This window comes from Hadarchaeum sp. (SeqCode), assembly GCF_049969415.1.
Lineage (GTDB): Archaea > Hadarchaeota > Hadarchaeia > Hadarchaeales > Hadarchaeaceae > Hadarchaeum.
Genome location: NZ_JBMFOX010000015.1, coordinates 1 through 17369, shown reverse-complemented (window position 1 = coordinate 17369; position 17369 = coordinate 1). Strand labels below are relative to the sequence as shown.

The window sequence follows — 17369 nt, the reverse complement described above, 5'->3', positions numbered from 1 at the left end:
ACCTAAACTTCAAATCAAACCAATTTCTTCATCAGCTCAAACTCTGCTTTTACCCCTTCTTCAAGAGAACATTGTCCCGAAGCCATATAACCATTTTCACCCAGAACTTCACCCCGGGCCGGATCTGACAGCAGGGGAAAAAGCTTATCTGCCAGATCGTTGGGGTCGTTGGGGTCAAAAAGCAGTCCATTTTCTCCGTGTTTTATCAGCTCGGAAATCCCTGCGTTGGCGCTGACAATCGTGGGCTTCTTGTAGAGCCAGCCCTCGATGACGACCAGGCCAAACCCCTCCAGAACCGAGGGCAAAATGGTCAGCTCACACCTCTCGTAGGCTGCCTGAAGCTCGGCGTGGGTCAGATGCCCGGTGAAGATCACCCTTTTCTCCAGACTCAGGTCCCGGACCAACTCCTTCAACGCGGCCTGCCATCTCTCCGCCTTGGAAAGCCCGAGACCCTGCTTGGAGCTGGAGAAGCTTCCATCCCCGGCCAAAACCAGTTTTAGATCGGGGAAATCCCCAGCCACCTTGGCAAACCCCGCTATCGCCCGGTCCTGGCCCTTGATGGGGTCCATCCGGGCTACCACCAGCAAGATTCTGTCCTCCTGATCTAACCCAAACTTTCTGTTAAAGTTCTCAATCTCTTCAGGGGCGGGCTTCCGGTAGGCGCCGAGGTCAAGGTAGGGATAAATATGGTGAGCCTCCCCGGAGTAACCAAACTTCCTCAACGACTCCAGATATTTTTTGCAGCTGACGACCACCACGTCGTACTCGTTGAAATAGGATGCCAGCGCCGGCCTCCAAGCCTCGGGAATCAGGGACTCATCAAAGGGAATGTGCCACCGGAAAATCTTCGGCTTCAGCGTGTGCAGCATTTGGCCCAGCGGCAGCTGCTGAAAGTCATGGATGTAGAACAGGTCAAAATCATTTTCTTCATCCAGCTTAGTGATGAGTTCACTGCAGACCCGGTTGTAGTAGGTGTAATCGACGAACTCCTCCTGCCAGAAAATTGATTCCGGCGGCTCCTTCAGGATGCCGTGCAGAGTCCTCCAGAGGGCCTCTTTAGTGTAGCCGTAGCCTCCCAGTCTCTCCCTATCAATTCTCACGTGGTTCAGCGTTATGCCTCCCACGGTTAGCTCTTCCGGAGCTAAAGGGTTAAGGGAAACCCAGTGGGGATTCTTAAGAAAACCGCGCTCAGGCATCTGCTTGAGCAGGGGAAAAACCATCCGGGTTACACCGCCGGCGGTGAACGTGTAATCCTCACCCTCGACGAAGTTGGAAATATCCAAGCTTTTTCCGACCAGCCCGCGCTTCCTTAAGATCTCCCCACAATCGGCGCTGAACCTTACCAAGGGTGTCTGGGAACTTATGCACAGAGAAATTTCATCCATACTAAACAGGTTTTCTTTATCTCTCAAAAAATTATCTGAGACGAGGCCGCGGAAAGGGGCGGTTCAACTACCGGCTCTCTTTTGAGGGACATTTTGGGTTCAGGCACAGGCGATACGGTCTGGCACCGATGCGGTTGACTTGAACCTTCGGGGCGCCGCAGAACTTGCAGACTTTTTTCAGAGGAATAATCGTTCCAGTCTGCGGCAGGGGAAATGATTGAGTGCAGTGAGGGTAGTTGGAGCAGCCGACGAACCGCTTGCGGGTGGCGCGCGAAACAACCATCATGAGATCGCCGCCGCAGCTGGGACACCTGCCCAGGACCCGCTGCTTCAGACGGGCGACACGGTAGGACTCCGCCAGCCTTTTCCCAATCTCGAGCTGATGCTGCCGGAACTTGGAGAGTATCCGGTCCAGCTCGGCGCGCGCCCTTTCCAGGACTTCCTCCCTGGTCCTCCTTCCCTCCTGGATGGCGTCCATCTCGCGCTCGAACTCCGCGGTGAGTTCCTCGCTGGTGATCTCAGGGCAATATTCGGTGAGGGAAGCCACCACCTGCATCCCGAGGTCGGTGACGGTGATCTGGCTGCCGGTGATGTAACCGCGCTCGTAGAGGCTCTGAACGATCTGGGCGCGGGTGCCCTTGGTCCCGATCCCAACCTCCTCCATTTTCTTCACGATCGAGGCCGGGCTGTATCTCGGCGGGGGTTGCGTCTGCCCCTCCTTCAGCCTCACCTCCCTGACCTCCAAGAGCTGGCCCTCCCGCAGTTCCGGGAGGATTATCTCCTCGGTGGCACCGTAATCACCGTAGAACTTCAGCCATCCCTCGTCGAGGATCCGGCGGCCGTGGAGAAGGAACTTTTCTCCTCCGGCCTCGACCTCTACCCTCAGGCTTTCCAGCAGCGCCGTCCGTCCGAACACGGAGAAAAACCTGCGCACGATCAAATCGTAGAGCTTCCGCTGCGGCCCGGTCAGCCCCTCGGGCCTCTGTCCGGTGGGGTAGATTGCCGGATGGGCGGGGTCGGTCTTTTTGCCCTCGTTGGGCCTCAGCCCGGGCAGGGAAAAAATTTCCTCGGCCATCCTTCGGTAGTCCTCCGAGATGGAACCGAGCTGCTCCATTATCTTTCGGTAATCTATCAAAGGGGGCAGCTTCTGGCTGTCCGTCCTGGGGTAGCTTATCAGCGCAGCCAGGTACAGCTCCTGGGCCAGCTGCTGGGTGCGCCACGGGGGGAAGCCGAAACAGCGGTGGGCCTCCAGCTGCAGTTCGCCCAGGTTGAACGGGACCGGTGGCCCACGCCGGTGGCGGTGGACCTGAACGGAGGAAACCCTCGCCGGCTGGCCGCGGCTGGCCGCCAGCACCCGCTCGGCCTCCGACCGGTCGAAGAAACGACCGCTGACGTGCTCGGCGACAGCTTCCAGACCATCCAAGCTGATGACGAGACTGACCGTCCAGAAGGTCTCGGGTCTGAAGGCCCTGATCTCACGCTCGCGGTCGGCCAGCATCCTCAGCGTCGGTGTCTGCACGCGCCCGGCCGAAAGCTTGACGTAGCGCTGCCCGGCAAGCCTGACCGCTAGAGTCATCGCCAGCGAGAGGTTCATCCCCCAGAACCAGTCGAGCATGTGCCGGGCCATACCCGCCTCGATCAGCTCATAGTCCAGCCGCGGCAGGAGCTGCGCGTAGGCCCGGCGCAGGTCCTCGGCCGTGAGCGTGGAGAACTTCATCCGCCGGGCCCGCCCCAGCGCCTCCTCGCCGCAGAGGTACCTCAGGATGTTGGCCGCGATGACGCTGCCCTCGATGTCGTAGTCGCAGGCGCTGATGAACTCCGCGGCATCCCGGGCCAGCTCCCTGATGGCCTCGATGAAGCTCTTGGCCCTCCTGGCCCCGCGGTCGGCGAGATAGGCGGGGACCCAGTCGACATCATAAAAGGGGTAATCACGCAGCGGCCTGGTGTTCTTGAGGAGGAAGAGGTGGCCCAGCGCCGGGACTACGGTAATCTGCTTGCTGTCGAGCTCAAACTCAAAGTAGGGGACCCCGTTGAGCTGGCCCGCCTTGGGCCTGCCCCGCGACAGCGCCTCGGCTATCTTGGCCGCCGCGGTCGGCTTTTCACAGATTATCAACGTCTTCAACCCGGCTCCCCAAACCAAGATTTTTCAAGCCTAATAAAAGGGCCAGGGCGTTCTCTTCCCCATCTCCTTCCGGATGTGCCACAGGTAGTAGGAGAGGATCACGGCCGCCAAGGCAATCACGAGGCTGAGCAGGACCAGCAACATGTCTGGCGGCCTTTCTACCGTGTGCCCCTTTTCCACCACGCTCAGGGAAAGGGCGTGGATATCCGTGTCGCCACCGTGTTCGGGGCAGGCCAGGTGGTAAATCCCGACTCCCGCGACGATGTCCCCCTGGTGGGTGTAATCGCCGATGTAGGAGATTTCCCTAGCCTCCTCAGCCCGGCACCAGATCCCGATGGCGAGGCCGTTGTCGAAGATATTTATCCAGGCCTGCTCCCCCCGGACCATCACGCCGATCACCTCGCCCCGGAACGAGACCTGCTTTCCATCGAAGGCCATGGGGTCATCGATGAGCTCTTTCAGCGTCTCCGCTCGGGCGGTGGGCACCAGCAGCAACAGCAGCAAAATTAAAGCAAGGGCCCTCTTCATTTGATTCCCCTCCTCAGCGCCAGCAGGATGAAGCCGATGAGGACAAAGACGGCGATGACCTCAAGCTTCCCCGCCCACATCAGGAACATGTAAGTCACCTTGAGCAGCGCGGGCATGGCGGGCGAGGTTATCCCCGAACTCAGCCCGACATTTCCCAGCGCTGAGGCTGTCTCGAACATCGCGTCCTCTAGGCCGTAGCCGTGGAGCACCGTGATCATCGTCCCGAAGGAGAAGAGGAGCAGGTAGCCCAGGGAGATAACCGCGGCACCGCGGATGATCTTATCCGTGAGTGGGGTTTCCTCCACGTGGTGAAATGAGCCGCCCACCACGGCCGTGCTCGGCAGGAGCGAGCGCTTGATCTCGTTCACCAGCGACTTCAGCAGTACGCCCACGCGGAGCATCTTGACGCCTCCGGAAGTGGAGTTGGCTGAGCCACCCAGCAGCATGGCCACCGATAGGATCAGTATGGAGAAGACGGGCCAGACCAGCATCAGGTGCACGGGCGGGACCGTCTGAAAACCGGTCGTGGTCTGGGCGGAGATCACCTGGAAGAATCCCTTCCGGAAGAGGGCCTCAGTTGTGGGATACAGTTTTACCGCCATCAGGTTGGCCGAGACAAGGAAACCAAAGGCCAGCATCGCAAAGACCAAAACGCGGACCTCCAGGTTTCTCAGGATTTCGCTTCTCCTGCCTCCCAGCACGGCGTAATGTAGGTTGAAGTTGAGCGCCCCGATGATCATGGTCACCATCGCGGCCAGCTCAATCCAGAGGCTGTGGTAGTAAAGCAGGCTCTGGGAGTGGGTGGTGAAGCCGCCGGTGGCGTAGCCCGTCATGGCGTGGTTGAGGCCGTCGAAGAAGGCCTGCCCGGGGTCCAGGCCCTCCTGAATGCCGGCAACGGTGAACAGGACCGTGCCCAAGGCCAAGAACATCACCCCGATGCCGATGATTATCCTGGAGGTGCGGACGATGCTGGGCCTGATCCCGATCTCCTTGGCCTCACCTCTGAAGGCGAGCACCGAGCTCATCTCCGTCCGGCCCAAAATCGAAAGCGAAATGACGATGATCCCGATGCCGTCGCCCACGAACTGGAGAAAATGCCTGAGGAAGTTGATGCTGCGGGACATGTGGTCGATGTCCGGCACCAGGGTGAGGCCGGTCCCGGTGAAACCGCTGATGCCCTCAAAGCAGGCGTCCAGCAGCGAGGCCATGCTGTGGGAAAGCCAGATGGGGATGCTCGCCAGAAGCGGCGCGAGAAGCCAGGCTAGGGCCGCCATGACCAGGGCGTGCTTGAGTTCCATCTCCTCCTTGGTGTAGAGGAAGTGGTACAGGATGCTGCCTAGGATGAAGGATGCCGCCGAGCCGATGAGAAAGTAGGGGACGGTGTCAAACTCGCTGTAAAGGACGGCCACGATGGTGGGCAGAAAGAGGATGAAGCCGGTGATGTAGCATATCTTGCTCAGGTTGAAGCCGATGATCCGCAGGTCCTCCTTCGTCAGCGGTGTTAGCACCATCACACCTCGGCTCAGGGCCAAAGGGTAAAGGCGAGCAGGCTCAGGGCGAAGGACAGCAGTAGCACCAGGACGATTAAACCGATCTCACTGAGGAGCCCTGTAATGAAATCAAAGTTCTTTTTTAAGACTTCTCGAAGGCTATAATCCCTCAGCCCCACGATCATCACTTCAGGATCTCTACCGTCTTTCTGATGGCCTCTTCCTTGCCGATCAGGGCGACGATGTCACCGGGCTTGATCACCGTGTCCCCGTGAGGCAGTATCAGCTTCCCGCCCCGGTAGATGACGGCGATAACGCATTCCAGCGGCAGGTTGAGGTCCCTGATCCTCTTGCCCAGGACTTTGGAGTCCCCGGGAACGGTTACCTCAACCGCCCGGGTGATGGTCTCCGAAACCAGGATCGAGGTGGTGTTGGGCAGAGCGATCGCGTTCTCAAAGACCAGCGAGGCGACGTGTGAGGGGCTCACGATCAGGTCTATCCCCATGCCCCGAAGCATCTTCGCCCGGTCCATGTCCTCCACGCGCGCCATGACTAGGGGAACCTTGTAGGTGTACTTGGCCAGCTGGCTGGCGACAATGTTCTCGTTGTCGTTCCCGGTGGCGGCGACGAAGACATCGGCCATCTGGATCTTGGCATCCTCAAGGGTCTTCTTGTCGGTGGCGTCACCGCAGATGATCAGGGCGTTGAGCTCCGAGGACAGCTTCTCGCAGACCTCGGGATCCTTCTCGATGATCACGATGTCCCTGCCGCTGGGCTCAAGTATCTTGGCCAGGTGGGAGCCCACCCTGCCCCCGCCGGCGATGATCACATACTGGGCCTTCTTCGCCATGTTTCATCCTCCCTTAACTCTACTTCAGCCCGAATAAAAACCCATCTTATTTCAAAAAATGTGCGGTCGGGCCGCCATCGTAAATCTTTAGTCCTGAGAGAATCCACATTTAATTGCAATGAAGGGACAGGCCGCGGGAATCGAGAGCTGGCGTGAGACCGTGATCGCCGGTGCATCATCGCGGCGACACTCGAGCGGGTCCACCGACAGACGCGCCAAATTGGGTCCTTCGGAGAGTTACTGGCGGGATCGTCTAAGGCGATGATCCTGAAGCCAACCCTGGTGCGGGACAGGTGGACACGGCCCCCGAGAAAAACCTGCCATCGAGGGTTGGCGAGTGAAGCTTGTCGGAACGACAGTTGATGAAGCTCGCTGGTTAGTTGTGTCAGGGACATCGGGGGCCAAATTCACGGTGAAACGGTGCTGATTTAATAGCCGGGCGGAGTAAATTGGGTTGAGGCTTCTGGGGCTGTGCCGATGGCGACGATTGAGAGGATCAGGAAACGGGATGGGCGGGTGGTTCCCTTTGAGGCCGAGAAAATAGCCAACGCCATTCTCAAGGCCTTCAACGCCACCGGCACCGGCGACGGAGAAATTGCTCGGCGGCTCACCGCGCAGGTGACCGAGATCCTGGAGAAAAAGTTTACCGGGAGGATTCCGGGCGTGGAGGACATCCAGGACACGGTGGAGGAGGTCCTGATCAAGAACGGCTACGCGAACGTCGCCCGGGCCTACATCCTCTACCGGCAGCAGCGGGCGGAGCTGAGGGCCGCCAAGGCGATGCTGGGCGTGAGCGACGACCTGAAGCTCAACCTCAACGCCATCCGGGTGCTCCAGCGCCGCTATCTGCTGCGCGATGAACAGGGCAAGATCATCGAGACCCCATCACAGCTCTTCCGCCGGGTGGCGAGGGCGGTGGCCGCGGCCGACGGGCTCCACGGCGCGACCGACCTCAGCGGCACTGAGGATAAGTTTTACCGGATGATGGCCAACCTGGAGTTCCTCCCCAACAGCCCCACGCTGATGAACGCTGGGGCGCCGCTGGGGCAGCTGGCCGCCTGCTTCGTCATCCCGGTCGAGGACTCCATGGTCGGCATCTTCGACGCCCTGAAGACGATGGCGCTCATCCACCAGTCGGGGGGCGGCACGGGCTTCTCCTTCTCCCGGCTGCGGCCCGCCGGCGACATCGTCAGGTCGACCAAGGGGGTGGCCAGCGGACCGGTCTCCTTCATGCGGGTCTTCGACGTGGCCACCGACGTGATCAAGCAGGGGGGCAAGCGCCGGGGCGCCAACATGGGGGTGCTGCGGGTCGACCACCCCGACATCCTCGAGTTCATCACCGCCAAGGTCAAGGAGGACGCGCTGGTCAACTTCAACATCTCGGTCGGGGTGACGGACGCCTTCATGGAGGCGGTGAAAAATGATGAGGAATATGATCTGATCAACCCGCGGACGGGAAGTGCTGAGAGGCGGCTGCGGGCGAAGGAAGTCTTCGACCTCATCGTCAACATGGCCTGGAAGACCGGTGACCCCGGGCTGATCTTTCTGGACGAGATCAACCGGCACAACCCGACGCCGCAGCTGGGCCAGATCGAGGCCACCAACCCATGCGGTGAGGTGCCTCTTTTACCCTACGAGTCCTGCATCCTGGGCTCCATCAACCTCTCCCGGATGATCAGGGAGGGGGAAGTTGACTGGGAGAAGCTGAGGGAGACCGTGAGGAACGCGGTGCATTTCCTCGACAACGTCATTGACGTCAACAGGTATCCCATTCCGGAGATCGAGCGGATGACCAAGCTGACCCGGAAGATCGGCTTGGGCGTGATGGGCTTCGCCGAGATGCTGCTCGAGCTGGGCATCCCCTACAGCTCGGAGGAGGCGCTGCGGCAGGCGGACGAGGTGATGAAGTTCATCTCCGAGGAGGGCCGTCAGATGTCCGTCGAGCTGGCCGAGCAGCGGGGTTCCTTCCCCGCCTTCCCGGGCAGCCTCTGGGAGAAGCGAGGTTACCGGTGCCTGAGAAATGCCACCGTGACGACCATCGCTCCCACGGGCACCATCAGCATCATCGCTGGGACCACCAGCGGCATCGAGCCCCTCTTCGCCGTGGCCTACATCCGCAACGTCATGAGCGGCATCCAGCTGGTCGAGGTCAACCAGACGTTTCAGAAAATTGCCACCAGGCGGGGGTTCTACAGCCGCGAGCTCATGGTGAAGCTGTCCCGGCTGGCCTCGATCAAGGGGGTGGAGGAGATCCCGGAGGATGTCAGGAGGATCTTCGTCACCGCCTTCGATGTCTCGCCCGAGTGGCACGTGAGGATGCAGGCGGCCTTTCAGCGGCACACGGACAACGCGGTCTCGAAGACGATCAACCTGCCGCCCGAGGCCACGCCCGAGGAGGTGAGGCGGGCCTTCCTGCTGGCCCACGAGCTGGGGTGCAAGGGGATCACCGTCTACCGCTACGGGAGCAAGGCGAGGCAGGTGCTATCGATCTCACCGCAATCGGCGCTGACGCCGCCCGAGGAGAAGTTTATCCGGGCCGAGCCGAATTATTCAGGGGGGCATCCCGGTGGCGAGGAAGGCTACTAAGAGGAAGCAGGGGCTGGTCTACCTCTACACCGGGGAGGGGGGCGGCAAGACCACCAACGCCTTCGGGTTTGCGCTCCGGGCCATCGGGCACGGCTACAAGGTCATCATCATCCAGTTCATGAAGGGTTGGGAGGACATCGGCGAGGTGAAGGCCTGCCGCCGGCTGGCCCCGGAGTGTGAGGTCTACCAGTTCGGGCGCAAGGAATTCGTCGACCCGAAGCACCCGGCCCCGGAGGACTACCGGCTGGCGCAGGAGGGGCTGGAGTTCGCGAAAAAGGCGCTGCGGAAGAGGCCGAAGCTGCTGGTGCTGGACGAGATCAACCTGGCCGCCGCCTTCGGGCTGGTCAAGGTCAAAGATGTGCTCAAGCTGCTGGACAGGGTGCCGCCGTCCACGGTGGTCATGCTCACGGGGCGGAGGGCTCCCCGGGCGCTGATCGACCGGGCGGACTTCGTCTCGGTGATCGAGGACGTCAAGCACCCCGCCCGGGAAGGGATCCCGGCGCGGAAGGGCATCGAGTACTAGCCCAGCCGGCCCTGCCTCAGCTCCTCCTCTATTCTCCGCGCGGTCTCCCAGGACCTGCGGACGAAGTCGGGCAGGCGGCCGTGCTCCCGGACCCAGTTCCTCAGGAAGGAGATGGTGACGGGGTCGGCGGGATATCCCGAGCCCAGGTCACCGTAGCGGCGGCGCAGCTCGGCTATGCACTGGTCCCGCCGCACCTTGGCGACGATCGAGGCCGCGGCCACGGCGGGGTATTTGCAGTCGGCGAAGTTCTCGACAACTATCCGCGGGCTGGTGCTGAGGTATTTTCTCACCCGCTGCTCGAAGAGCTTCGGGTTGGGGTCGGGCGAGTCCAGGTAGACGACCTCGGGCCGGAGGCGGTCGATCATCCCGGCAAATGTCCTCGCCTCGAGCTCGTTGAGGTTGACCTTTTTCACCAGGCGGCAGTCGTCTATCTCTGCGGGGGTTAACTCGACGATCACCAGACCGCGGGCCTTCGCGGCGATGACCCTGGCCAGCTCCTCCCGCCGCCGGGGGCTGAGCTGCTTCGAGTCCCGGACGCCGATCGACCTCAGCTCCTCCAGCGTCCTGGGGTCGAAGAGGGCGCCGCAGAGCACCATGTTGCCGAGCACCGGTCCCCGGCCCGCCTCATCGGCTCCCATGATCATGCTCTCGCCTCAATTCTGCAAGGAGCGGCATCCGCTTAAGGGCATCGGGGGGCAGGAGGTCCCAGTCTATTCCCTGGGGCCGGGGGTAACCGCGCGCCGTTCTGATGACCTGGTCTGGGTTCAAGATGTAGTCGACGGGGACATCGTGCACCGTCATCGGGACCTCTTCCACGATCTGCAGCGGGTGGACCGTGGTCGCTATCGGCGTCGTCTCGCTGACCGCGCCCAGCTCGCGCAGGATGGCGAACTCCAGGTCCCCATAGCCGCCGCCCTTTCCCAGCCTGCCGCCTCTTCTATCCACCGCCACCGAGCCCTCCACGATCAAGTCCACCTTAATCTCCTTAGGGCTCACCATTTTGCCCTGCCCGAAGGCGCCGCGGATGGTGGCCGCCTGCCCAAAATCAACAACCTCGGCCGGTTCGATGAGGAGGAAGCCGTGCCTCAGCTTGGGCGTTGCCATCAGCAGCCGCTTTCCGTCCCGCAGCGCCATCTCCCTGACGGGCAGCTGCGCGGCGTCGGGGTTGACGAAGATCACCTCTGCCGAGAGATATTCTGGCAATGAACCCAGCTGTCGCGCCGCCTCCCGGCTGCCCACGAAGCTGGGGATCCGGCCCCTGATCGGCTTGGGGAAAGCCGCTGCCCCGCTGGCCTCGAGCTCCCGCCAGACCCTCTCCCGCAGGGATTGTTTGTCCATCCGAAACTCAGATTTTAAATATCCCTCATCATTCAACTACCTTTGGTTGGTGGTCCCATCGTGAGGAAGATTGATGCCCGGCCCATTGTCGGGGGCGCAGTCGTGTTCCTGGTCATCGGGCTGGTGGCCTTCGGGGTCTACTATTTTCTCGTCGCCGAGCCCGCCGCCGAGGAGCTGGCGGCCTCCAGGCTGGTGGTTCTTGACCGGATCAACTCGCTGATGTCGCTCGGGACCGAGGCGGCCGTCCGCAAGGCCCTCGACTGCTCCTCCCGCCTCCAGGGGGCGAACTCGGTCGCCGAGGTGCAGGCGATCCTAGTTGAGGTGAACGCGGGGATCCGGGTGGAGCAGCTGAGGAGGGAGCTGCTGGATCTGGTGGCCGCTGCCGCTGAGGGCAGCTACTACTCGGCGGATGGAGGCGACGGGAGGATGGCCGCGCCGGAGCTGGCCGAGTTCAGAGAAACGATGCTGGCCGAGGTCAACGCCCGGACCACCCTAGCCGAGCTTGAGGCCTGCCGGGCGGAGATCAACGAAAGGGCGACCGTGATCTGGAGGAACCTGCACACCGGGGAGCTGGGCAAACTGGGCGACAACGTGGCCATGCTCAACGGCGGGGCGAACTCCGGCGGCTACCTGGCCAAGGAGGAAGCTCGGAGGTACATCGCCGGGCTGGGCTGGGAGGGGCTGCGGGAGCTGAAGTTCGAGGGGTACGGCACGGTTGAGGTGCCGGTCCTGGACACCTTCCAGAGGACGCCGACGCTCACGGCCGGGACGAGGGTCAACATCTACGTCTACGACCTCGTCACCGGGGTCATGGAGAACCTGTGGTCCAACGCGGTGGTTCGAGCCGTGGTGTACTCGCAGACAGACGTTGCCCGCATTGCCTGGGTCCTCTCGGAAAGGGAGAATATGGACTCGTATTCCACCGACATTTGGGAGACGATCAAGGCGCTCTCCGCGGGCGGCGAGGGGGCGGAGAACGTCGACTGGGAGGGCTACGGGGCTGAGGTCGTGCGGCGCGGCCTCGAGGCCAACCTCGGCCACTATCCGCTCCAGGTGATCTACGTGGTGGAGGTCCCCGACGAGATCGGGCGGCTGATCGCGGAGTACGAGTTTCAGGAGACCTCGATCAAGGACGTCATCCTGGTGGCGCGGGTCTAACCGGTCGGAGTTCTCCCCCGACCTCTTCACGGCTGACTGCGCGGGAACAGTTCACGGCCGTGCACTCTGCCTTCTTAAAAGATGGAAAAGTTCAACGGCTTCATGGGGGGTGTTCACGGCCGTGCATAGGTCCTGATGGCTTTTGTTCACCTGGGAAATCTGGGACAGGTCGAGGAAAAAACGCTGGTTTTATGTCAAACTCAAGCGCCTTCTCACCAGTCTTCCGGAGAAAAGTTGGAACAAGGTTGGCGGCTCTGTCTATCTCGTGGATCAGGGGCACGCGTTTGCATTCAGTGAACTGCTGGAGGAATTCGAGGGACGCGAATTCACCTGGTATGAGTTCAAAATCGAAAGTTAGGTTTTGTTCTGCAGGTGTTCACGGCCGTGCACTGCGGGCAGCCGAACCGCAACCGCGTTAATTAAGCTTCACCCCAACTAGAATTGATATCGCATGCCCAACAACTTCCTCGTCACCGGCCCTCCCAGCAGCGGCAAGACCACGGTCGTCGAGCGCGCCGTTGCCCTCCTGCGCGAGCGCGGCCTCAGGGCCGGCGGTATCTACTGCCCAGAGATCAGAGAACGTGGCATCCGCGTCGGCTTCAAGATGATCGACCTGATGACGGGTGAGGAGCGGATCCTAGCGCACGTGGACCAGCCCGTGGGCCCGCAGGTCAGCAGGTACCGCGTCAACGTGAGCAACGTGGACGAGCTGAGCCAGGCGGCGATCGGGCGCGCCCTGCGGGAAGCCGACCTCGTGGTCATCGATGAGATCGCCCCGATGGAACTCCACAGCATGGGCTTCCGGCGGGCGGTCCTCTCCGCCCTGGACTCGCCGAAGCCGCTGCTGGCGGTGATCCACCAGCGGACCACGACGGGCTTCATCGGCGAAGTCAAGTCCCGCGCCGATGTCAAAATCTACGCCGTCACCCAGGAAAACCGGATAGAGCTGCCCAAAGTGCTCGCCGATGCGGTCTTAGATTCGCTGACCAAAACGGAAAAACGAACACCTTGGAGATGGCCCTATTTTGAAGATTTGAGGTGGCTGCAAAAACAATAGTCTACTTGGGCTGTCGTGGATCCGGGGCAATCACAGTTTATCAAGTACCTTTACACTGGCAGATTGACATTTAAGCGGTCTTCGGGTGTTTTTCTTTTCTCCTCGGCCTTATGAGATACGGCCTCAAGAGCTCCACGATCAAGATAACTATTGCACCTGACCCACCAATCGTCACCAGCATCGCGGCGGTTTCGTCCCTAGGGGATTCCACGGATGCCACAGATGCCGAAACATTTCCCCCCAGCGTCGGCCCGTTGTTTGGGGCCACCACCGTCCCCACTATCGCAAAGGGTGAAAAGGATTCGGTGTAGGCCGAGCAATAGACATAGGGTCCATCGACTTTGACCAAATCTGTGTTCAACCTCACCCAAGAGCCGTTGACATAGTGGATAAGGCACACCTCCTCAATGTCTTGCCTCTCCAACCATTCCGTGCCAACCCTAAACTCCACAAATCCGGCTACACCGGATCTAATTCTTATGTCATACTGGGAAATCTGGACGTAATCGGGTCCAAGAGGCAAGGCCGACTCCTCGATATAAAAATTTACATCGTACAGATTCTCGCCGGAAACGAGCACCAGCTTTGAGATCACCGGATGGGAGACGTTTATCGTGACCTCGGTGTTCCTGATCAGGCTCACCTTTTCTCCCGGCATTTTGGTATAGGTCAAGGCAGGGCTGACCTCGGGGCGGGTTGTAAACTCAACCAACGATAAAATGTTTTCAATTCCATTCTTCCCCAAAGACCTGATTCTGACGGAATACCTGGTGGCCGGAGACAGCCCGGTGATGGTTATGGAATGGTCGGTTGTAAAACTCGCCTCTCCCACGGTTGATTCAAACGCGCTCTGGGGTCCGTACTCCAGCAAACCGATCGCGGGTTTGTCCGTCTTCCAAGATATCGTCGCTGCATCGGTGGTCGTCGAAACGGTGATGTCGCCGGCCAACCCGGGAACGGTGTCAATACTGAAATAGCGGACATCCGACCAGCCGGTTACGTTGCCATTCTGATAAACCTGAACTCCCCACCTGTAGAGACCATCGGAGAGCTCGGCAGTGGTCGTCTTACAATCTCCCGTGTTTTCCACGACGATAGATACCCAATTGCCGCCGTCGTAAGAATCTATCACGACTTCATAACCTCCAAAACCCGCAGAAAAATCGGCGGCGTTCTCCCACTCAAAGACCACCGTGTTGTCGTGGATTTCCGCCCCCTCACCAGGATTAACCAAATTGATGTTAACCGGGGGGAGTGGTGGCAAGGGAGGAAAAGGCTTAATCGGGAGCTTCGGCGGCTTCGGCTGGATTGGGTTCAACAAGCCCGCGGAAGCCAGCGGAGACAGTAAGATCGATAGGCTGAGTAAAATCAGCACACAACGGACAACTTTTCTAAAAATCATGTCTCCTCGAATTTCGATTAATTATGGTTGATATTTAAATCTACCGCAGTTTTTTCCGGCAGCCATTCTCGCGAGCAGGCATCGAGTGAAATCGGGCAGACGATGAGCCACACCCCGCCCATAAAGCAATTGGGAGATTTCCGAAACGCGTTCGGGCTTCCAAGACTACTGCGAAAGGCTTTGATCGGGAAACAGGCGCTTTCAAAGATAAAGCTTAGCTACTCCAACGGCAGTAACTGACGCTAGACCTGCTTTTTACCCTGAAACGCGGCTGCCACCTCGCCAAGCGCGCGGGTTGGTGCAGGGGAAAGCTCCCTCTCCAGCGCCTCCACGAACCGGCTCGCCGGCCTCCCCAGCTGCCAGAGGTCGACGTATATCTGGACCAGGGGCGCCACGCCATCGCCGCTCAGCCGCCTCAGGTGCTCGTCCGGCTGCAGCACGATCAGGTTGCGCCGCTCCCGCATCGTGGGCCTGAAGGCCCGCCGCATCTCCTCCTCATCCGCATAGACGAAGACCTGGCTGTACTCCGCCGGGGTCGAGCCTAGGCGGACGCGGAAGCCGGAGTAGGCGGTGAGGACCGATCCCCGCGGCAGCTTGCTCTCGAGCTCCCAGTGGGTGGTCGGGACGAAGGTGGTGTAGGTGATGTCCTTGGCGAGATCGCGGGTGACCGCCCAGCTGATCAGGGCGCGCCAGGGGTCGATGAGCCGGAATCCCTGCGGCTTGCGCTCGATCGCCCCGATCGTCTCCAGCCTGTTGATGAAGGGGTTTATCGTGCCCAGCGAGATGCGGCAGGTCTCGGAGAGCTGCTTCTGGTTGAAGAACCGCTCACCTTTGGAGTAGAAGCGGTGCAGGATCTCCCGGTAAACGCGGTCGATTTTCCTCATCTCGGCCCAGAGTTCTCTTGGAGAGCTCTTTAAATAGGATTTTCGAAAAATGACGAAAAAGCTGGCAGGGCCGGACGTGCGGCAGCGCTTACATCCCCACGCCGAATCTCTTCACCAAGACGGAGGGTCCGCACCTGCCATTAAAAGGGGTAAACTCATCACGTGGATAGCTAAGGCGCAGGCAGAATGGGGAGGCGGTAAAGTCGCCCGAATAACCGTTAATAAACGGGCACATCATGATGCCGACGAACTATTGGCCCAGCAGCTTAAGCTCGCTGGTCAAGAGGGCCCTTTCCTTTTCCGACAGGGTGCTCAGGTCAACCGGTATCAGGAGGTTCGCCTCGTTCTCCATGAAGAGAAAGCGCTTTTCCTGGAGGAACTTGAAAACGTTTTCAAAGCCCGCACGGCTCACCAAGTACGACAGCCCGCTGAGGAGGACCACCGAACCCCGATGCTCCCGGACGAATTCCGAAATCCTCAGGCTCACCCTCTGCAGGTCGTCGATGGTCTCAAACCCCTTTACCGGCACCGAAGACATCACGACTATACATTCCTTGGGGATGCCGGACTGGAGAAACTTCTCCGGACGTTCTCGGATGAAGCACAGCCCGGGAACGCCGTGAAGGACCAGCTGGCAAAAGAGCCTGCTGGCCGTATCTGAAGATTGAATGAGATAACATTCACCTCGACTAACGCCATACATGCTGTAAATCGACTCCCGCAACGTCCTCTCAAGGTTCTTCCGCTCGGTGATATCTCTGGCCAAGAACAATAAAGAAACCGGCTCCTCGGCAGGACCGGCGATAACGTTCACAGAAACTTCAAGCGGGATCGCGCGACCGTCATGAGTTAAAAGAGTGAACTCCACGTTTTTCAAGGCGCCTTGCTTCAGGGCTTTCGCAAACTCCTCCGCCCTTTCCCTGTCAGCGGGTGCCAAGAAATCCCAAATTTTTCTGCCCATCACGTCCTCTCGGGGCAATCCGGTTATCTGCAGCAAAGTCTGATTAAATTCGATCAAGTTCCCCTCCAAATCCGTGGCCGCGATGACATCGGGGGAAGAATCAATTATCTTCCGCAGCTGTTGCTCGGACATCTGCAGCCGCTCCTTGATGTTCTTGAGTTCGGTGATGTCCTTCCCCACAACGCTGACGGCCTTGACCTCACCGGTTCTGGCATCCTTAACCGGGCTGATGGTCCTCAGGAAGAACCTGCCCAGCCGTTCACTGTAGTGCTCCTGCTGCACCGGCCGGCCCGTCTCGAAGACCTCCCTCACCTTGGCCGCGAACTCCCGCGTCTCCTCCGCGGTGTGAAGCTCCCCGAAGGTCCTGCCCACGACCTTCTCCCGTGGCAGGCCGAGCCGCCTCAGCAGCTCCTCGTTCACCGAAAGATACCTCAGCTCCTTGTCCAGCATGTAGATGGAGTCGGTCGAGTACTCAACCAGCGAGCGGTATCTCTCCTCGCTTATTTTCAGCTCCTCCTCAGCCCGCCTGCGCTCGGTGACGTCCTGGAACATGGAAAGAACGCCGATTACGGTCCCGTCGGCTCCGCGCAACGGCGTGTTCGTCCACTCACAGACGATGACGCGACCGTCCTTAGTTATGTTCTCGTTGACGCTATGGGCGGTCAAATCACCCTCCAGCAGCCTGCGCCATACTTTGTCTATTTGCGGTTGGACTTCTTTTGGCACCATGAACTCGTAGGGATGTTTGCCCATCGCCTCCTCCTCAGTGTAACCTAGGATCCTTGTCGCCGCCGGGTTCCACATCCTGACCCTAAAATCCCTGTCCCAGAGGATCATCCCAATTGGCATCCGATTAATCATCAGCTGAAAGTGCTCTTGATCCCGCTTTATTCGCTCTTGGGCCAACTGGTACTCCCTTTCCCGCTTCATCCTTTTGGTGATGTTCTCCTTGACCCTTTGGTAAACTGCCCGGGCGACTTCGCCTTTTTCCCTCGTCGCCAAATCCTCTGGCCGGATGTTAAGTAAAGTTTCCAAGTTAACACTTTTACTATTTTAATCCAATATTCCTATCATCAAAAGCTAAG

15 protein-coding genes are annotated in these 17369 nt (G+C 59.9%); 4 read left to right on the top strand and 11 right to left on the bottom strand.

Annotation, left to right across the window (positions count from 1 at the left end; all coding sequences use genetic code 11):
* Positions 1-14: 14 nt before the first annotated feature.
* The 6 genes from ACP5PX_RS04695 to ACP5PX_RS04670 all read right to left on the bottom strand — a co-directional run bounded on the left by ACP5PX_RS04695 (position 15) and on the right by ACP5PX_RS04670 (position 6375).
* Entirely contained in the window at positions 15-1385 is a 1371-nt protein-coding gene (locus ACP5PX_RS04695) for a glycosyltransferase family 4 protein (protein ID WP_428084475.1), read from the bottom strand.
* Positions 1386-1452: 67 nt separating this feature from the next.
* Positions 1453-3507 (bottom strand): DNA topoisomerase I, encoded by a 2055-nt coding sequence (topA, locus tag ACP5PX_RS04690; protein WP_428084473.1) that lies wholly within the window; start codon positions 3505-3507, stop codon positions 1453-1455.
* A 30-nt stretch (positions 3508-3537) separates the two neighbouring features.
* The gene (locus tag ACP5PX_RS04685) at positions 3538-4035 is read right to left on the bottom strand and encodes a DNA-binding protein (protein ID WP_428084471.1); all 498 of its coding nucleotides are present in this window, start codon (positions 4033-4035) and stop codon (positions 3538-3540) included.
* The gene (locus ACP5PX_RS04680; protein ID WP_428084469.1) at positions 4032-5546 is read right to left on the bottom strand and encodes a TrkH family potassium uptake protein; all 1515 of its coding nucleotides are present in this window, start codon (positions 5544-5546) and stop codon (positions 4032-4034) included. The genes ACP5PX_RS04685 and ACP5PX_RS04680 overlap by 4 nt, the downstream gene beginning before the upstream one ends.
* An 11-nt stretch (positions 5547-5557) precedes the next feature.
* Positions 5558-5710, bottom strand: a complete 153-nt coding sequence (locus ACP5PX_RS04675) for a hypothetical protein (protein WP_428084467.1) — start codon at positions 5708-5710, stop codon at positions 5558-5560.
* Entirely contained in the window at positions 5710-6375 is a 666-nt protein-coding gene (locus tag ACP5PX_RS04670; protein WP_428084465.1) for a potassium channel family protein, read from the bottom strand. Before ACP5PX_RS04670 ends, ACP5PX_RS04675 begins: the two co-directional genes overlap by 1 nt.
* Positions 6376-6852: 477 nt before the next feature.
* Between ACP5PX_RS04670 and ACP5PX_RS04665 the strand changes: the two genes are divergently transcribed.
* Together ACP5PX_RS04665 and ACP5PX_RS04660 are read left to right on the top strand one after the other, a co-directional pair.
* Entirely contained in the window at positions 6853-8961 is a 2109-nt protein-coding gene (locus ACP5PX_RS04665; RefSeq protein ID WP_428084463.1) for a vitamin B12-dependent ribonucleotide reductase, read from the top strand.
* The gene (locus ACP5PX_RS04660; protein WP_428084461.1) at positions 8942-9484 is read left to right on the top strand and encodes a cob(I)yrinic acid a,c-diamide adenosyltransferase; all 543 of its coding nucleotides are present in this window, start codon (positions 8942-8944) and stop codon (positions 9482-9484) included. Before ACP5PX_RS04665 ends, ACP5PX_RS04660 begins: the two co-directional genes overlap by 20 nt.
* Here ACP5PX_RS04660 and rnhB read toward each other — a convergent pair.
* Both rnhB and ACP5PX_RS04650 read right to left on the bottom strand, forming a co-directional pair.
* Positions 9481-10128 (bottom strand): ribonuclease HII, encoded by a 648-nt coding sequence (gene rnhB, locus ACP5PX_RS04655; protein ID WP_428084459.1) that lies wholly within the window; start codon positions 10126-10128, stop codon positions 9481-9483. The two genes, ACP5PX_RS04660 and rnhB, sit on opposite strands and share 4 nt — an antisense overlap.
* Positions 10109-10822 (bottom strand): 5-formyltetrahydrofolate cyclo-ligase, encoded by a 714-nt coding sequence (locus ACP5PX_RS04650; RefSeq protein ID WP_428084457.1) that lies wholly within the window; start codon positions 10820-10822, stop codon positions 10109-10111. The genes rnhB and ACP5PX_RS04650 overlap by 20 nt, the downstream gene beginning before the upstream one ends.
* A 60-nt stretch (positions 10823-10882) precedes the next feature.
* Between ACP5PX_RS04650 and ACP5PX_RS04645 the strand changes: the two genes are divergently transcribed.
* Positions 10883-11980, top strand: coding sequence for a hypothetical protein (locus ACP5PX_RS04645; RefSeq protein ID WP_428084455.1), 1098 nt, complete (start codon positions 10883-10885; stop codon positions 11978-11980).
* A gap of 451 nt (positions 11981-12431) precedes the next feature.
* A complete protein-coding gene (locus ACP5PX_RS04640) occupies positions 12432-13037 on the top strand; it encodes an NTPase (protein ID WP_428084453.1) in 606 nt (201 codons plus the stop codon).
* A 70-nt stretch (positions 13038-13107) separates the two neighbouring features.
* On the opposite strand, the gene ACP5PX_RS04635 is transcribed toward ACP5PX_RS04640, so the two are convergent.
* The 3 genes from ACP5PX_RS04635 to ACP5PX_RS04625 all read right to left on the bottom strand — a co-directional run bounded on the left by ACP5PX_RS04635 (position 13108) and on the right by ACP5PX_RS04625 (position 17319).
* Positions 13108-14355 carry a PGF-pre-PGF domain-containing protein gene (locus ACP5PX_RS04635; RefSeq protein ID WP_428084451.1) on the bottom strand — a complete coding sequence of 416 codons (1248 nt, stop codon included), beginning with the start codon at positions 14353-14355 and terminating at the stop codon, positions 13108-13110.
* A gap of 326 nt (positions 14356-14681) precedes the next feature.
* Complete coding sequence (locus ACP5PX_RS04630; RefSeq protein WP_428084449.1) at positions 14682-15323, bottom strand: hypothetical protein; 642 nt, start codon at positions 15321-15323, stop codon at positions 14682-14684.
* 250 nt (positions 15324-15573) lie between these two features.
* Positions 15574-17319 carry a PAS domain S-box protein gene (locus tag ACP5PX_RS04625; RefSeq protein WP_428084447.1) on the bottom strand — a complete coding sequence of 582 codons (1746 nt, stop codon included), beginning with the start codon at positions 17317-17319 and terminating at the stop codon, positions 15574-15576.
* Positions 17320-17369 lie beyond the last annotated feature (50 nt).

Coding starts and splice junctions, on each gene's coding strand:
- ACP5PX_RS04640 (WP_428084453.1), top strand. CDS start 12,432: ATGCCCAACAACTTCCTCGTCACCGGCCCTCCCAGCAGCGGCAAGACC.
- ACP5PX_RS04670 (WP_428084465.1), bottom strand. CDS start 6,375: ATGGCGAAGAAGGCCCAGTATGTGATCATCGCCGGCGGGGGCAGGGTG.
- ACP5PX_RS04665 (WP_428084463.1), top strand. CDS start 6,853: ATGGCGACGATTGAGAGGATCAGGAAACGGGATGGGCGGGTGGTTCCC.
- ACP5PX_RS04650 (WP_428084457.1), bottom strand. CDS start 10,822: ATGGACAAACAATCCCTGCGGGAGAGGGTCTGGCGGGAGCTCGAGGCC.
- ACP5PX_RS04675 (WP_428084467.1), bottom strand. CDS start 5,710: ATGATCGTGGGGCTGAGGGATTATAGCCTTCGAGAAGTCTTAAAAAAG.
- ACP5PX_RS04680 (WP_428084469.1), bottom strand. CDS start 5,546: ATGGTGCTAACACCGCTGACGAAGGAGGACCTGCGGATCATCGGCTTC.
- ACP5PX_RS04685 (WP_428084471.1), bottom strand. CDS start 4,035: ATGAAGAGGGCCCTTGCTTTAATTTTGCTGCTGTTGCTGCTGGTGCCC.
- rnhB (WP_428084459.1), bottom strand. CDS start 10,128: ATGATCATGGGAGCCGATGAGGCGGGCCGGGGACCGGTGCTCGGCAAC.
- ACP5PX_RS04695 (WP_428084475.1), bottom strand. CDS start 1,385: ATGGATGAAATTTCTCTGTGCATAAGTTCCCAGACACCCTTGGTAAGG.
- ACP5PX_RS04630 (WP_428084449.1), bottom strand. CDS start 15,323: ATGAGGAAAATCGACCGCGTTTACCGGGAGATCCTGCACCGCTTCTAC.